The following is an 18,512-nucleotide window of genomic DNA, read 5'->3' on the forward strand; positions in this document are numbered from 1 at the left end:
TCCTCCTGTCCCGCCGGCCGAGCGGCGCAAAGCCGGGACCCGTATGGAGATCGCCCGCGCGGCGGCCGGTCTCTTCGTCCGCCAGGGCCTGAAAGCCACCCGTGCCGAGGACATCGCCTAGGCGGCGGGTATCGCCCTGCGCACCTTCTACCAGTACTTCGCAGCCAAGGAAGAAGCCGTCGCCCCGCTCTACGAGGCCGACGCCCGGCGCTGGGTGGAAGTGGTGCGGGCAGCGCCGCCCGGGACGTCCGTGCCGCAGGCCCTGGAGGGCGCCGTGCGGTCCACGCTGGGGCCGGGCGCGGGGGTGTCGTCGGATTCCTGGGTGTGGGTGCGCACCCTGATCCGGCCGGCCCACTCGAACCCTCTCCCTGAGCAGGGTGTGGGCGGAGGTCTGCCAGACGTCGGAACGTGCGCCGGCGGAGGTCCTGGCGGCGCGGGTGCCGATCGGCACGGCGGCTGACAACGATGCCGGGCATGCCGACCGCGCAGCGCACGTGGACGACACAGGCAACGCTGACAGCGGCGCCGGCGGCGCCGGCAGCGCTGCCGTGGACGCGCGGCTGCGCTTTGCCGCCGCCGTCGCGATCGCCGCCGTACGCGCGGCCGTCGAGGGCTGGGCGGCGGGCGACGGTACGGGCGAGGACCCGCAGGGGGCGGCGGAGCTGGCCGTGGCCCACCTCGCGGCGTTGCGGGACTTCCCGTGGGACGTCCTGACGTGGTCCTGACGTGGTCCTGACGTGGTCCTGACGTGGTCCTGACGTGGTCCTGACGGTGCCCTGATGACGCTCTTATGGCCGCTCTGACGAGCCGGCCTGGCCGCGCGCCCTGACGGCCGCCCGGCAGTGACCTCCTCATGCCGTCCGTGATCCGCCCGAGTCGCCTGAGTCGCCGAAGTCGGCGGACTCGCTGATGGTGGGGATGGGTGGATCGAACTCGTGTCCTGCCTGAATTTTGGCCGTCTCGGCCGTTCTGGCCGTTCTGGTCGGTGCGTCGGAGAGGAAAGGCATCGGGCACGATCCCCATGCCCGCCCATGCCCGTTCATGCCCGATTGAGCCCGTTCCTGTTTACTTCCTGAGTTGCCCGGCGTACCCTTTGGGGAAAGCCACACGTTCGGGCACGGTTTGGAGGTGAGTGGGCATGTACGCACCAGAGCGACAGCAGGAGATCCTGCGGCTTGCCCGGGACGGCGGCCGGGTGGATGTGGTCTCGTTGGCCGAGCAGTTCCAGGTGACGGCGGAGACGATCCGTAGGGACCTGAAGGCCCTCGATCGTGCAGGAATGGTCCGCAGGGTGCACGGCGGGGCCATTCCGGTCGGACGCCTCGACTTCGAGCCGGACCTCGCCGAGCGCGAGACCACGGCCGCCGACGAGAAGGACCGCATCGCCAGGGCCGCCCTCGCGGAGCTGCCGAACGGGGGCACGATGATCGTCGACGCCGGTTCGACGGTGGCGTTGTTCGCCGCCGCCCTGCCGGTGGAGTTCTCGCTCACCGTCGTCACCCACAGTCTGCCCATCGCGGCCCGTCTCGCCGACCACCCCGGTGTCCAGCTGCACCTGGTCGGCGGTCGCGTACGGCATCGCACGCGTGCCGCCGTGGACGCCTGGGCGCTGCGCGCGTACGGCGAGATCCGCGCGGACGTGCTCTTCGTCGCGGCCAACGGTTTCTCCCTCGAACGCGGTCTGACCACCCCCGACCTCGCCGAGGCGGCGGTGAAGCGCGCCGCCATGGCGGCCGCCCGCCGTGTGGTGCTGCTCGCGGACTCCTCCAAGTGCGGCCAGGAGCACTTCGCCCGCTTCGGCGGCCTGAGCGACGTGGACCTGCTGATCACTGACAGTGGGCTGAGCCCCGAAGACGCCCTCGCGATCGAGCGCGGCGGCACGGAAGTAGTGCGTGCATGATCCTCACCGTCACTCCCAACCCGTCCCTGGACCGTACGTACGAGGTTCCCGCGCTGGAGCACGGCGAGGTCAACCGGGCCACCGGCGAACGCGTGGACCCGGGCGGCAAGGGCGTCAACGTCTCGCGTGCCGTCGCCGCGGCCGGCCGGCGCACCGTCGCCGTCCTGCCCCTGGGCGGCGCCCCGGGCGCCGTGGTCGCCGAACTGCTGGACGCGCAGGGCATCGAGGTCGCTCCGGTACCGATAGCCGGGGCCACCCGTTCCAACATCGCGCTCGCCGAGGCGGACGGCGTCCTGACGAAAATCAACGCTCCCGGCCCGGAGCTGACCGCGGCCGAGCAGGAACTGCTCCTGGAGACGGTCCACCGGGAGTCGCGGGGCGCCGACTGGATCGCCTGCTGCGGCAGTCTGCCGCGCGGCCTCGCGCCCTCCTGGTACGCCGAGCTGGTCGCGCGGGCGCACGCCGCCGGCGTACGCATCGCCCTGGACACCTCGGGGCCGGCGCTGGCCGCGGCGCTGCGTGAGCGGCCCGACGTGGTGAAGCCGAACGCCGAGGAGCTCGCCGAGGTCGTCGGATGCCGGCTGACCACCGTGGGCGACGCGGTGAAGGCGGCCGAGGAACTGCGCGGAATGGGCGCCCGTACCGTGCTCGCCAGTCTGGGCGCCGACGGACAGGTGCTCGTCGACGAGTACGGCGCCTGGTTCGGCACCGCCCGGGTGGAGGTCGTCCGCAGCAATGTGGGCGCGGGCGACTCCTCGCTCGCCGGCTTCCTGATCGCCGGCGGGCACGGACCGGAGTCGCTCGCCTCGGCGCTCGCCCACGGAGCGGCGGCCGTCCAGACTCCCGGCAGCGTGATGCCCACGCCGGGCGACCTGGACCCGGCCGCGGTGACGGTCACGCCGACGGTGCCGTTGGACCGCGTACTGAAGGAGCCGGTGACATGAACACCGACATTCGTACCGCTTCGCTTCCCGGACCGGCCGGCACGGCCGGCGCCTTTGCCCTCACGCATCCCACTCCCCTCACAGGCCCGTCAGTTCCCACACGTGCCTCAAGTTCCGCAACTCCCGCCATCCCCCACCGCACCACCACCCCCGTTCACCCTTCCGCCCACCCCACGTCAAGGGCGATACGCGTGCAAAGGAGCCCGCGATGAGCGAGATGATCACCGCGGACCTGGTCGACCTCGACCTGTCCGCCAACACCAAGGAAGCGGCGGCGCGAGCCCTCGCCGAGCGGATGGTGGCCCTGGGCCGGGTGACCGACCTGGAGGGCTTCCTCGCCGACGTGGCCGCCCGTGAGGCCCAGATGCCGACCGGCCTCGACGGCGGCATCGGCATCCCGCACTGCCGCAGCGCGCACGTGACCGAGCCGACGCTGGGCTTCGGGCGCAGCGCCGCCGGGATCGACTTCGGTGCCGCGGACGGGCCCGCCGACCTGATCTTCCTGATCGCCGCTCCGGCCGGTGCGGACGACGCTCATCTGACGATCCTTTCCTCGCTGGCCCGGAAACTGATGAACTCCGAGTTCACCGACGGGCTCCGGGCGGCCGGCGACGCAGCGGGCGCCGCGGCGCTCATCCGCGGTGACGAGCAGCCGGCGGCCGACGGGACCGGGGCCACGGCGGACGCGGCCGGCTCCGGGAGCTCCGACAGCTCCGGCGACCTCGAAGGTTCTGCGGGTTCCACAGGTTCCACGGACTCCGTGGCGGCGCCGGTGGCGGCCTTCACAGGTACCGCCACGGGCACTTCCGGCGAAGGCGCCACGGGCGAAGGCGCCACGGGCGAAGGCACCACCGGCGAACGCGCCACCGGCGAACGCGCCACGGGCGAAGGCACCCCGCACGCGGCCACGTCCGGCGAGGGCGCGCGTCCCTTCCGGATCGTCGCCGTCACCTCTTGCCCCACGGGCATCGCCCATACGTACATGGCGGCAGAGGCGCTGGAGAACGCCGGCCGGGAAGCGGGCATCGAGATCGCGGTCGAGCCGCAGGGCTCGGCGGGCTTCACCCGGCTCGCCCCGGCCGTGATCGCGGCGGCGGACGGCGTGATCTTCGCCCACGACGTGCCCGTCCGGGAGAAGGAACGCTTCGCGGGCAAGCCGACCGTCGACACCGGCGTCAAGGCGGGCATCAACCGCCCCGCCGAACTGATCGACGAGGTCCGCGGCAAGGCCGAGCGCGGTGAGGCCACCGCCGCTGCCGCATCGGGCGACACCCCCGTGGACCGCACCGGCGAACCCGGTGAGGGCTACGGCACCAAGCTGCGCAAGTGGCTCATGTCCGGCGTCAGTTACATGGTCCCGTTCGTCGCGGCGGGCGGTCTCCTCATCGCCCTCGGCTTCGCGATCGGCGGCTATGAGATCAACAAGGCGCCGTCGGTGATGGAACACTTCGTGTGGACCCAGGCCGACAGCTGGGGCGCCCTGCTCTTCCAGATCGGCGGCGTGGCCTTCGGGTTCCTCGTCCCGGTCCTGGCGGGCTACATCGCGTACGGCATGGCCGACCGGCCGGGACTCGTGCCCGGCTTCGTCGGCGGTTCGATCTCCCTCACCATCAACGCTGGCTTCCTCGGCGGCCTCGCGGCCGGTCTGATCGCCGGTGCGGTGGTGCTGGGGATCCAGCGGGTGCGCATTCCGGTGGCGCTGCGCGGCATCATGCCGGTGGTGGTGATCCCGCTGATCTCCTCGGCGGTGGTCGGCTTCCTGATGTTCGTGGTGATCGGCAAGCCGATCGCCGAGGCACAGAACGGCATGACCGACTGGCTGAACGGCCTCACCGGCACCAATGCCATCCTGCTCGGCACCCTGCTCGGCCTGATGATGTGCTTCGACCTCGGCGGCCCCGTCAACAAGGTCGCTTACACCTTCGCCACGGCCGGTATCGCGGTCGCCAGCCCCAGCGACTCCGCGATGAAGATCATGGCCGCGGTGATGGCGGCCGGCATGGTTCCGCCGCTGGCGATGGCCCTGGCCACCACGGTCCGCGGCAAGCTCTTCACCCGGACCGAGCGGGAGAACGGCAAGGCCGCCTGGGTCCTGGGCGCCTCCTTCATCTCCGAGGGCGCGATCCCGTTCGCGGCGGCCGACCCGCTGCGCGTGATCCCCGCCTCGATGGTGGGCGGCGCGGTCACCGGAGCCCTGTCGATGGCCTTCGGCGCCACCCTGCGCGCGCCGCACGGCGGCATCTTCGTGGTCCCGCTGATCGGCAACCCGCTGCTCTACCTGGTCGCCATCGCGGCGGGCGTCTGTGTCACGGCGGCTCTGGTGATCGTCCTGAAGGGCCTGCGCAAGCCGGTTCCGGGAGCGCCCGGCGCGACCAGCGGCGAGGGCTCGGCGGCCTCGGCGGCGGAATCGAAGCAGCCGGTCGCCGCGTGACACGGGAGCGGACAGCACGGAAGCCGGCAACGACGGAAGACGGCAAGAGTGGCAAAGTTTCCCAATAGGTACATGTGAGACTTTCGCAGGCAAACGAGTCAACTGCGATATAGATCACGTTCATCACGGTCCGGGACCAAAGTCCCGGACCGTGATGTGTACTGGGCCCATGCCTGAGCACGACTCGATCTTGAGGGTGACGGGCGCCACCGTCCTCACCCTGGTGGCGGTGGCCTGCACAGTGGGCCTGGCCGGTGTCCTGCGGCGGGACCGCAGGCGGGTGCGGGGGAGTGGCGTCGGCTTGCGGACGCGGATGCGGACGCTGGCCCGAGCGGGAGCGCAGTGGGGGCCCGGAGGGCCGGGACGGCGGGACGAGGATGTCGGCCCTCGCCCGCATCAGAAGTCGCATCGGAAGCCGCATCCGGAGTCGAAGCCGGGGCGCGACGTTCCGGGGCCGCAGGAGCCGCCGGCACTCCGGACGATTCCGCGTCAGCGGCGAACGGGCCCACGGGCGGAGCAGGTGCGGCTCACCCCGGCCGAGCGTGAGGCGTTCGCCGTCCTGGTGCGGCGCTTCACCGGTGGCAGGGAAGGGCGATGACAGCGGGTCGGGCGGTCCGGCCCCGATCAGGGCGCCTGTGTCGCGCGCCGCTCCATCGCGTCCCGGGCGGCGTCCTCGGTGACGTACACCTCGCACATGTGCCGCCCGTCGGGCGTGGCCGTGTGCTCCACCTCCCAGAGGGAAATCTCCACACCGTCACGCAGCAGGAACGCGTGCTCGTACAGAGAGAAGGACAGCCTCGAGCGCCCCGGCCCTCCCGCGGCGGACGGGCGGCCGAAGGCCTGGGTGATCTGGTGGGCGGACGCCGTGGTCAGCAGCGCGGCCGTCCGAGGTCCCGGACGGTCCGTGTTCTCCGCCCGGCGCAGTAAGCGGCGCGCGTGGTCCGCCGAAGCGTCGGGGACGTAGACGGGCAGGGGTGCGGGGATCTGGGACAACTGCACCGCCACCGGCAGTTCGAAGTCCGGGGTCTCCGGCGGCAGCGGCAGCCGGGCGGTGGCGACGCCCAGTTCCTCCTCGTCCGCATACACCTCGTGCTGGGGCTCGCTGCCCGGGGTCGTGTTGTGGACCAGCTCCCAGAGCGTGAGCGCCGAGCCGTCGGCGAGCAGCCAGGTGTGCCGGTACGTCTCGCGGTGCAGGCCGGCACTGTGGTGCGCGGAGTGCAGCGAACTGTCGTACGCCAGCGCGCAGTCGAGCAGGCGTACCGCCTCGTCGGGCAGTTCGAAGGAGTTCAGGGCACGGCCGAGCAGTCGCGCGAGATGCTCCTCAGGAGACTCGGGCGAGTCGGCTGGTTCGTACGCTGCCGTCTCGTACGGAACGCTCAAGGTTTCTCCCGGCGTCGCTGCATGTCACCTTGTGGGTGCATACCGTAGCCCTTCGGGCGGACATCATGTCCGGGAACTGAGAAAACGTACGGCGGTAAAACGAACGGATCGCGCGAAGAATTCCCGTCCGTCCCCGGCGGACGCCCGTACCCCCTGCTCAGGCGCCGCTCCTGCGCTCGTCGCCGGGTCGGCGGCCGTTGATCACGCACTCCGCTCAGCGGTTGACCCCCTCCGTTCACCGGACGTCCCCGCTGTCCCGCCCGACTCCCCTACGCTTCCCCGTCCGGGGCGCCACACGCCTCCCTGCCCGGTTCGCCATACAACTACCCGTGCGGCTACCCGTGCAACTACCCGTACAACTCCTCGTACGACGGCCAGACTCCGCCCGGTCCGTCCACCGACCCGGCCGTGCGCAGAGCCCGTACGATCGCGCGGGTCACCAAGTCGGCACCCGCCGCGAGGATCTCGTTCAGGGCGAGAGGGTTCGCGGCGTCGAGCGGGTGGATACCTGTGGCGAGGGCGAACACCGTGTCCCCGTCGTTGAGCAGATGCACCGGCCGCACCGCCCGCGCGATGCCGTCGTGCGCGGTACCGGCCAGCTTCTGCGCCTGGGCCTTGGACAGGTCCGCGTCGGTGGCGACCACCGCGAGCGTGGTGTTGAGCGGCTGCGGCCCGTTCCGCTCCGCGATGCCGGCGAGCCGCCGGAGCGCCGCCGCGTGTACCTCCGCGTCGGGATGACGTACCCGGCCGCCCCGGAACAATTCGCCGTACAGCGTCCCCGTTTCCGGGTCCAGCGCCGACCCCGCCGCGTTGGCCACCACCAGCGCGGCCACCGTGATCCCCGATTCCAGCACCGTGCTCGCGGTGCCGATCCCGCCCTTCACCGCTCCGACCACGGCCCCCGTACCGGCGCCCACGCATCCCTCCGGTACCCGCGCCCCCGGCGCGGTCGCCGCTGCCGCCTCGACCGCCGCGCGCCCGGTGGCCGCGTCCGGCCGGGCCCGGAAGTCTCCGCCCCGGCCCAGGTCGAAGACACAGGCGGCCGGCACCACCGGCACCACGTGCGTGGGATCCGGGCCGACGCGTACCCCGCGCCCCTGCTCCTCCAGCCAGGCCATCACCCCGGACGCCGCGTCGAGTCCGTAGGCACTGCCACCGGTCAGGACGACCGCCTCGACCCGCTGCACGAGGTTGCGGGGATCGAGCGCGTCGGTCTCCTTCGTACCGGGACCGCCGCCCCGCACATCCACGGCGGCCACGGCCCCGCCCTCGGGCGCGAGCACCACCGTGGTACCGGTGAGCAGGCCGTCTCCGGTACGGGTCGCGTGTCCCACGCGCACACCGGCCACATCGGTCAGAGCGTCGACAGTCATGGCGCCAGTCTCGCGCGGTCACCGCCGGAGCAGGGAGCCGCCATCAGGAAGCAGTCGCCAGGAAGCAGTCGCCAGGAAGCAGTCGCCGTCGGGGGAAGGTTCCGCCGGAGCCGTACTCTGGTCGTATGAGCACTGCCTCCGATCCCCGGCCCCGCGAGCCGAAGCCCGCGCTGGTCTTCGACGATCCGCTGGACCAGCAGTCCGCGGACGACACGGACCGGGGGTGGGGCGACCGCCCGTCCGGCGACAGCGCGTCGGACCTGAAGCGCTTCCTCGACGAGAAGCCGCCCCACCACATCTGACCGGAGTGCCGTGCAGGCCGGTGCCGGCTATCGCTCGCTGTGCCCCGGGTCCCCGCTGCGATCCGAGCCGCGCTGCGCGACCAGCTCGTCGCGGATCTCCTTGAGCACCTCGAGCTCGGAGAGCTCGACGAGTTCCTGCGTGCCTTCCTTCGCCTTCCTGCGGGCCTCGATCCGGGCCAGATACCGGGCCATCGGCATCACCATCAGGAAGTAGACGACCGCAGCCGTGATCACGAACTGGAGCGTCGCGCCGAGGACCGAACCCCACAGGATCCTGACGCCCGTCGCAGCATCGCCCGTGCCCGTGCAGCGGCCCTTCAGACACGAACTGTAAGTGTCCAGGTTCTGCGTGCCGAAGGCGCCGACCAGCGGATTGATCACCCCCTTCACCACCGCGTTGACGATGTTGGTGAAGGCGGCGCCGATGACCACGGCCACAGCCAGGTCGATGACGTTCCCACGCATCAGGAAGGCCTTGAAGCCCTGCCAGACGCTGGTTTCGTTCTTCTCGCTCACCCCGGGGCTCCATCTTGTACGCGTGACATGGGAAATCAAACGCTCCGCAACCTATGCCAGCGCCCCGCCGAACCGTCCACTGGGCCCCTCGAGCGAGATACTTGACACGACACCCGCGCCATCGGCCGGGAAGGACCCGCTCACCACAGGGTCACCGCCAGCCGTGCCGTGGCGCTCGCGCCGGCGAGGTCGGCCGCGGCGGCGCGCGGAACCGACAGCACCACCAGGGCCCCGCCCGTGCCCGTGTCCTCCAGTGGCTTCGGCACCTCGGTGACCCGCGCCCCACGCGCGACCACGCGGGCCTCACCGCCTGTCACCCGCTCCTCGGCGGCGATGACATCGACCCGGTCGCCCGGCCGCAGCAGTCGCACGGTGGCGGCGTCGGCGATCCGCACCGGCGCCGTGACACGCGCTCCCGCGCGCCGTTCCCGTGCGACACGGTCTCCCGTGGAGGCCGGCCCGGCATGTGCGCTCGAAGCGGCCTCGGGACGCCCGCGCGACCGGTCCGCCTCCCGGGGGCCGCCCGCCGCCACCAGCGCCACCGCCGTGACGGCGAGACCGGCCGCCGCCGCCCGCCTCCGGTGCCGGACCAGCCGAGCCGACCGCAGCAGCCCGCCACGCACCCGCACCGGCGCGAAGTGCGGCACCTCGCACCGTGGGGGGACCCCGGCCCAGGGCGGGTGCGGGACTACGGCGGGGCGGGAGGGAGAAGCCGAGGGAACCGGTGAGGGGGAGGGGGACTGGGGGGAGTAAGGGGAGGGGGACTGGAGCGATGGCTGACGCAGAGACGACGGAGGGAACGGGGGAGGGGACGAGGGCGGGAACGACACGGGACCACCACCTGCGACGAGGGATCGGCTTGCGGATCCCACGATGAGGCTTCCCGCCGTTCTCCGCCGGAGCCTGTGGACAGACCACGGCCTGTGGAAAACCCTCTCACCCGACCGTGCGCCGCGACCCGACCGTGCGCCACGAGCCCCGCGCCGGCATCCCTACGGCAGAGCCCCGCGCCGACAGCCCTACGGCAGCGCGAACCCCGGATCCATTCCGCCCAGCGCCGAGGCGCACAGGCAGTCCCGTTCCTGGGTCGCCGGCAGCGCCGCCACCGCGTCGAAGAGCACGTTCCGCAGCCGGTCCACGTTGTCCGCGAACACCCGCAGCACCTCGTCGTGCGAGACGCCCCCGCCGCTCTCGGCACCGGCGTCGAGGTCGGTGACCAGGGTCAGGGACGTGTAGCAGAGTTCCAGCTCACGGGCGAGCGCCGCCTCGGGGTGGCCGGTCATGCCCACCACCGACCAGCCCTGCGCCTGGTGCCACAACGACTCGGCCCGGGTGGAGAAGCGCGGCCCCTCGACCACGACCAGCGTGCCGCCGTCCACCGGCTCCCAGTCCCGCCCACGCGCCGACTTCAGGGCGGCGGCCCGGCCGGCGGGGCAGTAGGGGTCGGCCAGCGACACGTGCACGACGTTCGGGACAATGCCGTCGGGTCGCGGCAGTCCGTCGAAATAGGTGCCCGCCCGGGACTTCGTACGGTCCACGAGCTGGTCCGGGACCAGCAGCGTCCCCGGCCCGTACTCGGGTCGCAGTCCGCCCACCGCGCACGGCCCGAGCACCTGGCGCGCGCCGACCGACCTGAGTGCCCACAGGTTGGCCCGGTAGTTGATCCGGTGCGGCGGCAGATGGTGGCCGCGTCCGTGCCGGGGGAGGAAGGCGACCCGCCGGCCGGCCAGTTCACCGAGGAAGAGGGAGTCGCTGGGCGCCCCGTACGGGGTGTCCACCTGGACCTCGGTCACGTCGTCGAGGAAGGAGTAGAAACCGGAGCCGCCGATCATGCCGATCTCGACGTTCGCCTTGTTCGCCATGCTCCGCACCCTAACCGGCCCCGAAAACGCCGAGGACCCTGTCGTCGGACGACGACAGGGTCCCGTAAGGATTCGGCCTCAGGCGGCGGTGCTGCCGGCGGTGCTGCTGGAGCTGCCGGACCCGGACGACGAGCCGGAGCCGGAGCCCGAGCCCGAGCCGGAGCCCGAGGAGGACGAGGAAGAAGACGAGGAGGACGAGGACGAGGAAGAGCTCGTCGACGAACCGGACGTCTTCGACGCCGAAGTGCTGCTCGACGAGGAACCGCGGCTGTCGTTGCGGTAGAAGCCGGAGCCCTTGAAGACAATGCCGACCGCCGAGAACACCTTCTTCAGGCGCCCCTGGCAGTTCGGGCACTCGGTAAGAGCGTCATCGGTGAACTTCTGCACCGCCTCGAGGCCCTCGCCGCACTCGGTGCACTGGTACTGATAGGTGGGCACTGTCTTCCTCCTGGCACTCTCACTCGATGAGTGCTAACGATCGTCAATGGTAACCCGTGCCGCAAGTGAGCGGCGTAACGTGCGTCACCCCGCCACGGGCGGCCGCCGGAGTGTGACCGTCATGAGGGCGGGCCTCCGTACGTGCTCAGCGCGTGTTCCGGACGCGCTTCGCGGCATGGCTTCCCAGGCGGGAAGCCATGTCCACGGCGTCGCCATGACCCCGCGCGTGTGCGCGGGCAAACCTGGCGGGGGCCTGTGCGACGGCCTGCGAGTGCGTCACATCTCACTGATCGCGACGGGATCGCGCCGGGCTGCGCCGCGCGTGACCTCGCGGGACGCCCGGGGCGGTGCCAGCCGTGACCGCAGGGCCAGCAGCGTCACCAGGGCGAGCAGTGTGCCGACCATCGGCACCAAGAACCCGGCGCCGGCCCAGAGGCGGTCCTCCAGCTGTCCCGAGACCGTGACCGCGGTCGCCTGGCCGAGTGCCACCGCGCCGGTCAGCCAGGTGAAGGCCTCGGTGCGGGCGCCGGCCGGGACCAGGTCGTCCACCAGGGTGTATCCGGTGATCAGGGCGGGCGCGATGGACATGCCGACCAGGAGGCCGAGCCCGGCGAGGAGCAGTGCCGAGTGGGCGGTCCACAGGGCGGAGGCGGTCACCGCGAGCGCCACGTACCCGATGACCAGGCGCCGCTGCGGGGCGGCCTTCCAGGCGATGGCGCCGCAGGCGATGCCGGAGAGCATGTTTCCCGCGGCGAAGACGCCGTACAGGATGCCGTTCAGTCCGGGTTCGCCGATCGACTCGGTGTATGCGGCCAGTGACACCTGCATACCGCCGAAGACGGACCCGATGCCCAGGAAGATGACGATCAGGACGCGCACCCCGGGGACGCGGAGTGCGGAAACGTGTTCCACGCGCGCGTGCCCGCGAGCGGCCACTTCGGGCTGTGTGCCCTTCTGCGCGGCGAACAGCAGACCGCCGATCAGGGTCAGCGCGGCCTCGGTCGCCAGGCCCGCCGCCGGGTCCACGGCCGTGCACAGGACGGTGGCCAGCAGCGGTCCGACGACGAAGGTCAGCTCGTCGGTGACGGACTCGAAGGCCGCAGCCGTGGTCATCAGTGGGGAGTTCTTGAGCTTCACGCCCCAGCGGGCGCGCACCATGGGCCCGACCTGGGGCACCGAGGCGCCGGTGGGAACAGCGGCGGCGAACAATGCCCACAGCGGGGCGCCGTTCAGTGCCAGCACGGTCAGGGTCAGCCCGGACACCGTGTGCACCAGCACGCCGGGGACGAGGACGGCGCGCTGCCCGTAGCGGTCGGCGAGGCGTCCGCTGTACGGCGCGAACACGGCCATGGATACGCCGGTGACCGCCGCGACGGCGCCGGCCGCGCCGTACGAACCGGTGGTGTGCTGCACCAGCAGCACGATGGAGAGGGTGAGCATCGCGAACGGCTGGCGTGCCGCGAAGCCGGGGAGCAGGAACGTCCAGGCGCCGCGCGTACGCAGCAGTCGGCCGTATCCCGGACGGGAGGTGGCCGCAGAGTCCTTCGACGTGGTGACCGTGGATGCCACGGCCCGTGCCTTTCTGCCGCCTGGTGGCGCGTGGGCCCCTGGTGTCGGGCGCGCCGAGAGCTGTCCTCTTGCGCTGACTGCGGTAGATGCCGGTGCCACAGCTCAGGGCGTGCCGGCCGCCATACGGTCGCGCCAGCTCTGCGTCAGGCAGAGTTGGTTCGATCTGGGTACCGTTTGCATGGTACAGACGGTTCCAGGCATACACAGGCGCCAGGTGCTTGTGATCCTGTGAAAGCGAGCACAGGGAGGCTGTGGCCCTGTGAAGGACGGGTCGTGGCTCGACCCGACCCGCACGCTACAGCGCAAGCAGCGACGAACCATACGGTGCAAGAGACAGCACAAGAAGCGGAGCGAGAAACCGCGCGAGAAACCGCGCGAGAGGCGACGCGAACGACGCCGGAAGTGGCGTTTCAGCCTCAGCCTCAGCCTCCGCCTGCCCCCCGGTCAGCCCCCGGGCCTCGCCCCGTCCGTCCCCAGCCAGCCGGCCAGTTTGCCGCCGCGGCCCACCGCGCGGAGGCGGCGCTCGGCGGAGTCCCGGACCGGGTCGGTGGCGACGACGAGGAGTTCGTCCCCGCGCCGCAGCATCGTCGTCGGCCCCGGAACGAACGAGGCGCCCCCGCGCACGACGAGCGTGACGGCCGCCCCTTTCGGCAGCCGCAGTTCGCCGACCTCCACGCCGTGCATCCTCGACTCCTCCGGGATGCCGACCGACAGCAGGTGTCCGCGCAGCCGCTCCAGGGGCGCCGACTCGATGCCCAGGTCGGCGGCCTCCGCGCCCTCGCCGAGGCGCAGTTTGCGGGCCAGCCAGGGCAGCGTCGGCCCTTGGACGAGGGTGTAGACGACGACCAGGATGAAGACGATGTTGAAGATCGACCGGCTGCCGGGGACGCCCTGCACCATCGGAATCGTCGCCAGGATGATGGGCACGGCGCCGCGCAGCCCCGCCCACGACATCAGCGCCTGCTCCTGCCAGGGCACCCGGAACGGCACCAGGCTCAGCACGACGCTCAGCGGGCGGGCCAGCACGGTCAGCACCAGCCCGATGATCAGTGCGGGCACGATGTCGTCGCCCAGTTCGTGCGGGGAGACCAGCAGGCCGAGCAGGACGAACATGCCGATCTGCGCGAGCCAGCCGAGTCCCTCGGCGAACCCGCGCGTGGCGGGCCAGTGCGGCAGCTTGGCGTTGCCCAGCACCATCGCGGCGAGATAGACGGCGAGGAAGCCGCTGCCGTGGGCCATGGCGCCCGCCGCGTACGCGGTGACGGCGATGGCCATGACAGCGATCGGGTAGAGGCCGGAGGCCGGCAGCGCCACGTGCCTGAGCCCCAGGGAACCCAGCCAGCCCACCGCGAGTCCGATGACGGCGCCGATGGCCAGTTCCAGGGTGATCTCGCCGAGCAGGACGTACCAGTGCTCGATCGGGCCGGCCGTGGAGAAGGCGAGCACCAGGATGACCACGGGGGCGTCGTTGAAGCCGGACTCGGCCTCCAGCGTGCCCGTCACCCGCGAGGGGAGCGGGATGCGCCGCAGTACGGAGAAGACGGCCGCCGCGTCGGTCGAGGACACCACCGCGCCGATGATGAGCGCCTGCCGCCACTCCAGTCCGATCAGGAAGTGCGCGGCCGTCGCGGTGACACCGACGCTCGCCGCGACACCGATGGTCGCGAGGGCGGCGGAGGCGGGCAGGACGGGTTTGATCTCCGTCCACTTGGTGCCCAGACCGCCCTCGGCCAGGATCACGACCAGGGCCGCGTATCCGATGACCTGCGTCAGCTCGGCGTTGTTGAACTGGATGTCGCCGAGGCCGTCCTGGCCCATGGCGACGCCGATGCCCAGATAGACGAGCAGGCTGGGGAGCCCGCTGCGCGAGGAGATCCGGACCGCCGCGACGGCGATGAGCAGGACCAGCGAGCAGACGAGCAGGAGCTGGTTGAGGTGGTGGACAGTCGTGGCCGTTCCCTTCCCTGGCACCCGCGCGGTGCGCCCGAGCTCCTGTCCGGGGCCCGGGTGGCCGGCGCGTTCACGGCGAACTGCTTCGTTACCTTACCTAACTCTTGACGCTTTCTTGACGCGTACCCCTGGCATCATCGAACGTCCGTCCGTGCTGGTATCCGACTCCGCGTCAAGTGGCGGAGGGCCCTGCGCCTATCGTGGCTCCAGCGCTCAGTTAAAAGCACAGCCCGCCCTGCCGCTCGCGTAAGGACAGCAAGGACAGCGATGCCCCCCAATACCACCGCCTCCACGGGTCAGCAGCCCGGCAAGTCCGGCAGGAAGAAGGGGCGCAAAGCCCGTCTGGTCGTGTTCGTCCTGGTGCTGGCACTGATCGGCGGTGCCGTCTACGGGGCGTACTGGTCGGTCAGCACCGTGCGTGCCTCCTTCCCGCAGACCAAGGGCTCGATCACCCTCGAAGGCCTGTCGGGCACCGTCGACGTCAAGCGTGACGGCTACGGGATCCCGCAGATCTACGCCTCCTCCGACGAGGACCTGTTCATGGCGCAGGGCTACGTCCAGGCGCAGGACCGGTTCTACGAGATGGACGTCCGCCGGCACATGACCTCCGGGCGTCTGTCGGAGATGTTCGGCAAGAGCCAGGTCGAGAGCGACGAATTCCTGCGCACCCTGGGCTGGGACCGGGTCGCGAAGGAGGAGTACGAGAAGAAGCTCTCCCCGGCGACGAAGAAGTACCTCGACGCCTACGCCAAGGGCGTCAACGTGTACCTGGAGGGCAAGGACGGCGCCGACATCTCCCTGGAGTACGCGGCGCTGGGCTTCACCAACGACTACAAGCCCGGCGCGTGGACGCCGGTGGACTCCCTGGCCTGGCTGAAGGCGATGGCCTGGGACCTGCGCGGCAACATGCAGGACGAGATCGACCGCGCCCTGATGACCAGCCGCCTCGGCCCGGAGCAGATCGCCGACCTGTACCCGGCGTACCCGTACGGCCGGAACAAGCCGGTGGTGCAGGAGGGCCAGTACAACGAGCTCACCGGTACCTACGAGTCGGGCGGCGGTGAGAGCGGCACCGGCACGGGCGACGGCACCGGCACCGGCACGGGCGACGGCACCGGCACCGGCACCGGCACCGGCACCGGCACCGGCACCGGCACCGGCGTGGAGGGCGCGTCCGGAGCAGGCACCGCGGACGGCACCGCGGGCACCGCGGGCGGCCTGGAAGGCCAGCTGACGGGTCTCCAGCAGATTCTGCAGGACCTCCCGACCGCCGTCGGCGTCAACGGCGACGGCATCGGCTCGAACTCCTGGGTCGTCTCCGGCAACCACACCATCACCGGTGAGCCGCTGCTGGCCAACGACCCGCACCTGTCGCCCGCACTGCCGTCCGTCTGGTACCAGATGGGCCTGCACTGCCGCAGCGTCTCCGCCACGTGCCAGTACGACGTCTCCGGCTACACCTTCGCGGGCCTGCCCGGCGTGATAATCGGCCACAACGCGGACATCGCCTGGGGCCTGACCAACTCCGGGGTCGACGTCACCGACCTCTACCTGGAGAAGATCACCGGCGAGGGCTACCAGTACGGCGGCAAGGTGGTGCCGTTCACGTCCCGCGAGGAGACCATCAAGGTCGCCGGCGGCGCCTCCCGGAAGATCGTCGTCCGGGAGACCAACAACGGCCCGCTGCTCTCCGACCGGTCCAAGGATCTGGTGCGGACCGGCAAGAAGGCCACCGTCGACTCCGCCGCGCCCGACCGGGGCGACGGCTACGGCGTCTCCCTGCGCTGGACCGCGCTGGACGCCGGCCGCACCATGGACTCCGTCTTCGCGATCAACCGCGCGAAGGACTGGGACGACTTCCGCGAGGCGGCCACCCTGTTCGAGGTGCCTTCGCAGAACCTCGTCTACGCGGACACCGAGGGCCACATCGGCTACACGCTGCCCGGAAGGATCCCCACGCGCGCGAAGGGCCACGACGGTTCCATCCCGGCGCCCGGCTGGAACCCCGCGTACGAATGGACCGGCTGGATCGAGCAGGACGAACTGCCCTACGAGTTCGACCCCGCCCGCGGCTACATCGTCACCGCCAACCAGGCCGTCGTCGACCCCGACGCGTACCCGTACACCCTGACGACCGACTGGGGCTACGGCGCCCGCAGCCAGCGGATCAACGATCTGATCCAGTCGAAGATCAAGGACGGCGGCAAGATCTCCACCGACGACATGCGGCAGATGCAGCTCGACAACAGCAGCGCCATCGCCAAGCTGCTCGTGCCCGAGCTGCTCAAGGTCGACATCGACGACCCGGACGTACGCGAGGCGCAGAAGCTGCTGGAGGGCTGGGACTACACCCAGGACGCCGACTCGGCGGCAGCCGCCTACTTCAACTCCGTCTGGCGCAACATCCTCAAGCTCGGCTTCGGTCACAAGCTGCCCAAGGAGCTGCGGGTCAAGGGCCAGTGCCTGTGGGTCGACCCGGTCGACCCGACCGGGCCCGCCGAGGAGCGGGTCAAGGTCCGCGAGTGCGGTCTGCGCGAGGCGGACCAGGCCCAGCCCGACGGCGGCGACCGCTGGTTCGAGGTGGTCCGCACGCTGATGGAGGACAAGGACAGCGACTGGTGGACGACCCCGAAGTCGGGCACCCGTCCTCCCGCGGAGAACCGTGACGAGCTGTTCGAGCGCGCCATGATCGACGCGCGGTGGGAGCTCACCGCCAAGCTCGGCAAGGACATCGACACCTGGAGCTGGGGCAGGCTGCACCGCCTGTTCCTGAAGAACCAGACCCTGGGCACCGCCGGCCCCGGCTTCGTGCAGTACGCCCTCAACCGCGGCCCCTGGAAGCTCGGCGGCGGCGAGGCCACGGTCAACGCGACCGGCTGGAACGCCGCCGGCGGCTACGGCGTGGTGTGGGTGCCGTCGATGCGCATGGTGGTCAACCTCGGCGACCTCGACAAGTCGCGGTGGATCAACCTCACCGGCGCCTCCGGCCACGCCTACAGCTCCCACTACGTCGACCAGACGGACAAGTGGGCCGACGGCGAACTGCTCGAGTGGGCCCACTCGGAGAAGGCGGTCGAGGAGGGCACCGAGGACACCCTGCTGCTCAAGCCGTGAGCGGGCTCTGAGGGGGCTCTGAGGGGGGCTCTGAGCGGGCTCTGAGTGAGCCGCTCGTCCGATAGGAAAGCGGCCTTCACGCACACGCGTGGAGGCCGCTTCTCGTGGGCCGGCTCAGCCGAACCGCCGGACCCCCGACGGCGTCACCACCGCGTGCACCGGATGGTCGTGGGGCTCCTCGGGAACCCGCTCGACGACCTCCGTGTCGTACAGCAGCACCACCAGCGCCGGGTGCGCGCCCGCGCGTTCCAGCCGGGCCAGCACCCGGTCGTACGAGCCCCCGCCGCGCCCCAGCCGCATCCCGCGCGCGTCGACGGCCAGGCCCGGCAGCAGCACCACGTCCGCTCCGGTCACGGCGTCCGGCCCGAGGCGTTCCCCGGACGGCTCGAGCAGCGTCATCCGCCCGCCGCCGTGCCGCACGCGCGCGAGGGACTCCTCGCCGGTGTACGGGCCCCAGTCCAGGTCGTTGTCGGGGAGCAGAGCCGGCAGCAGCACGCGGACGCCCCGCGCGCGCAGGGCGTCGAGGAGTGCGGGCGTGCCGGGTTCGCTCCCCACGGAGACGTACGCCGCCACCGTGCGCCCGTGCGACAATTCGGGCAGTCCGAGCGCGCGGCCGGCCAGCGCGGTCGCGGACTTCCGTACGTCATCCGCCGTCAACCTTCCTCTCGCCAGGAGGATTTCCCGTCGCAACGCACGCTTGCCATGATTGTCCACGCGTTCGTTCTGTCTCAAC

At 71.4% G+C, this 18,512-nt stretch carries 14 protein-coding genes and 1 pseudogene; 6 read left to right on the forward strand and 9 right to left on the reverse strand.

Annotation, left to right across the window (positions count from 1 at the left end; translation table 11 throughout):
- The 4 genes and pseudogenes from ACFPZI_RS02290 to ACFPZI_RS02305 form a co-directional block, all read left to right on the forward strand.
- Positions 1 to 725, forward strand: a pseudogene (locus tag ACFPZI_RS02290) (TetR/AcrR family transcriptional regulator); the annotation flags it as partial.
- 413 nt (positions 726 to 1,138) lie between these two features.
- Positions 1,139 to 1,900 (forward strand): DeoR/GlpR family DNA-binding transcription regulator, encoded by a 762-nt coding sequence (locus tag ACFPZI_RS02295; protein ID WP_381357441.1) that lies wholly within the window; start codon positions 1,139 to 1,141, stop codon positions 1,898 to 1,900.
- Entirely contained in the window at positions 1,897 to 2,844 is a 948-nt protein-coding gene (pfkB, locus tag ACFPZI_RS02300; RefSeq protein ID WP_381357444.1) for a 1-phosphofructokinase, read from the forward strand. Before ACFPZI_RS02295 ends, pfkB begins: the two co-directional genes overlap by 4 nt.
- A gap of 208 nt (positions 2,845 to 3,052) precedes the next feature.
- On the forward strand, positions 3,053 to 5,275 hold the full coding sequence (locus ACFPZI_RS02305) for a PTS fructose transporter subunit IIABC (RefSeq protein ID WP_381357446.1): 2,223 nt from the start codon (positions 3,053 to 3,055) through the stop codon (positions 5,273 to 5,275).
- Between the two features lie 624 nt (positions 5,276 to 5,899).
- On the opposite strand, the gene ACFPZI_RS02310 is transcribed toward ACFPZI_RS02305, so the two are convergent.
- Positions 5,900 to 6,655 (reverse strand): DUF6227 family protein, encoded by a 756-nt coding sequence (locus tag ACFPZI_RS02310; protein WP_381357449.1) that lies wholly within the window; start codon positions 6,653 to 6,655, stop codon positions 5,900 to 5,902.
- 347 nt (positions 6,656 to 7,002) lie between these two features.
- A complete protein-coding gene (locus ACFPZI_RS02315) occupies positions 7,003 to 8,028 on the reverse strand; it encodes a P1 family peptidase (RefSeq protein ID WP_381357452.1) in 1,026 nt (341 codons plus the stop codon).
- Between the two features lie 125 nt (positions 8,029 to 8,153).
- Here ACFPZI_RS02315 and ACFPZI_RS02320 point away from each other — a divergent pair, with 125 nt between their 5' ends.
- Positions 8,154 to 8,330, forward strand: a complete 177-nt coding sequence (locus ACFPZI_RS02320) for a hypothetical protein (RefSeq protein WP_381357454.1) — start codon at positions 8,154 to 8,156, stop codon at positions 8,328 to 8,330.
- Between the two features lie 27 nt (positions 8,331 to 8,357).
- Here the strand turns inward: ACFPZI_RS02320 and mscL are convergent, their stop codons facing one another.
- From mscL to ACFPZI_RS02350, 6 genes are all read right to left on the reverse strand, one after another.
- On the reverse strand, positions 8,358 to 8,846 hold the full coding sequence (gene mscL / locus ACFPZI_RS02325; protein ID WP_381357457.1) for a large conductance mechanosensitive channel protein MscL: 489 nt from the start codon (positions 8,844 to 8,846) through the stop codon (positions 8,358 to 8,360).
- A gap of 140 nt (positions 8,847 to 8,986) precedes the next feature.
- A complete protein-coding gene (locus ACFPZI_RS02330) occupies positions 8,987 to 9,493 on the reverse strand; it encodes a hypothetical protein (protein WP_381357459.1) in 507 nt (168 codons plus the stop codon).
- Positions 9,494 to 9,865: 372 nt separating this feature from the next.
- Positions 9,866 to 10,708, reverse strand: a complete 843-nt coding sequence (locus tag ACFPZI_RS02335) for an S-methyl-5'-thioadenosine phosphorylase (RefSeq protein WP_381357462.1) — start codon at positions 10,706 to 10,708, stop codon at positions 9,866 to 9,868.
- Between the two features lie 78 nt (positions 10,709 to 10,786).
- The gene (locus ACFPZI_RS02340) at positions 10,787 to 11,146 is read right to left on the reverse strand and encodes an FmdB family zinc ribbon protein (RefSeq protein WP_381357463.1); all 360 of its coding nucleotides are present in this window, start codon (positions 11,144 to 11,146) and stop codon (positions 10,787 to 10,789) included.
- Positions 11,147 to 11,422: 276 nt separating this feature from the next.
- Positions 11,423 to 12,715, reverse strand: a complete 1,293-nt coding sequence (locus ACFPZI_RS02345; RefSeq protein ID WP_381357466.1) for an MFS transporter — start codon at positions 12,713 to 12,715, stop codon at positions 11,423 to 11,425.
- Between the two features lie 444 nt (positions 12,716 to 13,159).
- Positions 13,160 to 14,686 carry a potassium/proton antiporter gene (locus ACFPZI_RS02350; protein ID WP_381357469.1) on the reverse strand — a complete coding sequence of 509 codons (1,527 nt, stop codon included), beginning with the start codon at positions 14,684 to 14,686 and terminating at the stop codon, positions 13,160 to 13,162.
- Positions 14,687 to 14,932: 246 nt separating this feature from the next.
- Between ACFPZI_RS02350 and ACFPZI_RS02355 the strand changes: the two genes are divergently transcribed.
- A complete protein-coding gene (locus ACFPZI_RS02355) occupies positions 14,933 to 17,779 on the forward strand; it encodes a penicillin acylase family protein (protein ID WP_381357472.1) in 2,847 nt (948 codons plus the stop codon).
- 114 nt (positions 17,780 to 17,893) lie between these two features.
- On the opposite strand, the gene ACFPZI_RS02360 is transcribed toward ACFPZI_RS02355, so the two are convergent.
- A complete protein-coding gene (locus tag ACFPZI_RS02360) occupies positions 17,894 to 18,436 on the reverse strand; it encodes a 5-formyltetrahydrofolate cyclo-ligase (RefSeq protein WP_381357475.1) in 543 nt (180 codons plus the stop codon).
- Positions 18,437 to 18,512: the final 76 nt, after the last annotated feature.

The organism is Streptomyces chlorus (assembly GCF_042655885.1).
GTDB classification, from domain to species: domain Bacteria; phylum Actinomycetota; class Actinomycetes; order Streptomycetales; family Streptomycetaceae; genus Streptomyces; species Streptomyces chlorus.

Bases quoted from the DNA above. Each gene is read 5' to 3' on its own strand.
- ACFPZI_RS02295 (WP_381357441.1), top strand. From the start codon at position 1,139: ATGTACGCACCAGAGCGACAGCAGGAGATCCTGCGGCTTGCCCGGGAC.
- pfkB (WP_381357444.1), top strand. From the start codon at position 1,897: ATGATCCTCACCGTCACTCCCAACCCGTCCCTGGACCGTACGTACGAG.
- ACFPZI_RS02305 (WP_381357446.1), top strand. From the start codon at position 3,053: ATGAGCGAGATGATCACCGCGGACCTGGTCGACCTCGACCTGTCCGCC.
- ACFPZI_RS02315 (WP_381357452.1), bottom strand. From the start codon at position 8,028: ATGACTGTCGACGCTCTGACCGATGTGGCCGGTGTGCGCGTGGGACAC.
- ACFPZI_RS02320 (WP_381357454.1), top strand. From the start codon at position 8,154: ATGAGCACTGCCTCCGATCCCCGGCCCCGCGAGCCGAAGCCCGCGCTG.
- ACFPZI_RS02335 (WP_381357462.1), bottom strand. From the start codon at position 10,708: ATGGCGAACAAGGCGAACGTCGAGATCGGCATGATCGGCGGCTCCGGT.
- ACFPZI_RS02355 (WP_381357472.1), top strand. From the start codon at position 14,933: ATGCCCCCCAATACCACCGCCTCCACGGGTCAGCAGCCCGGCAAGTCC.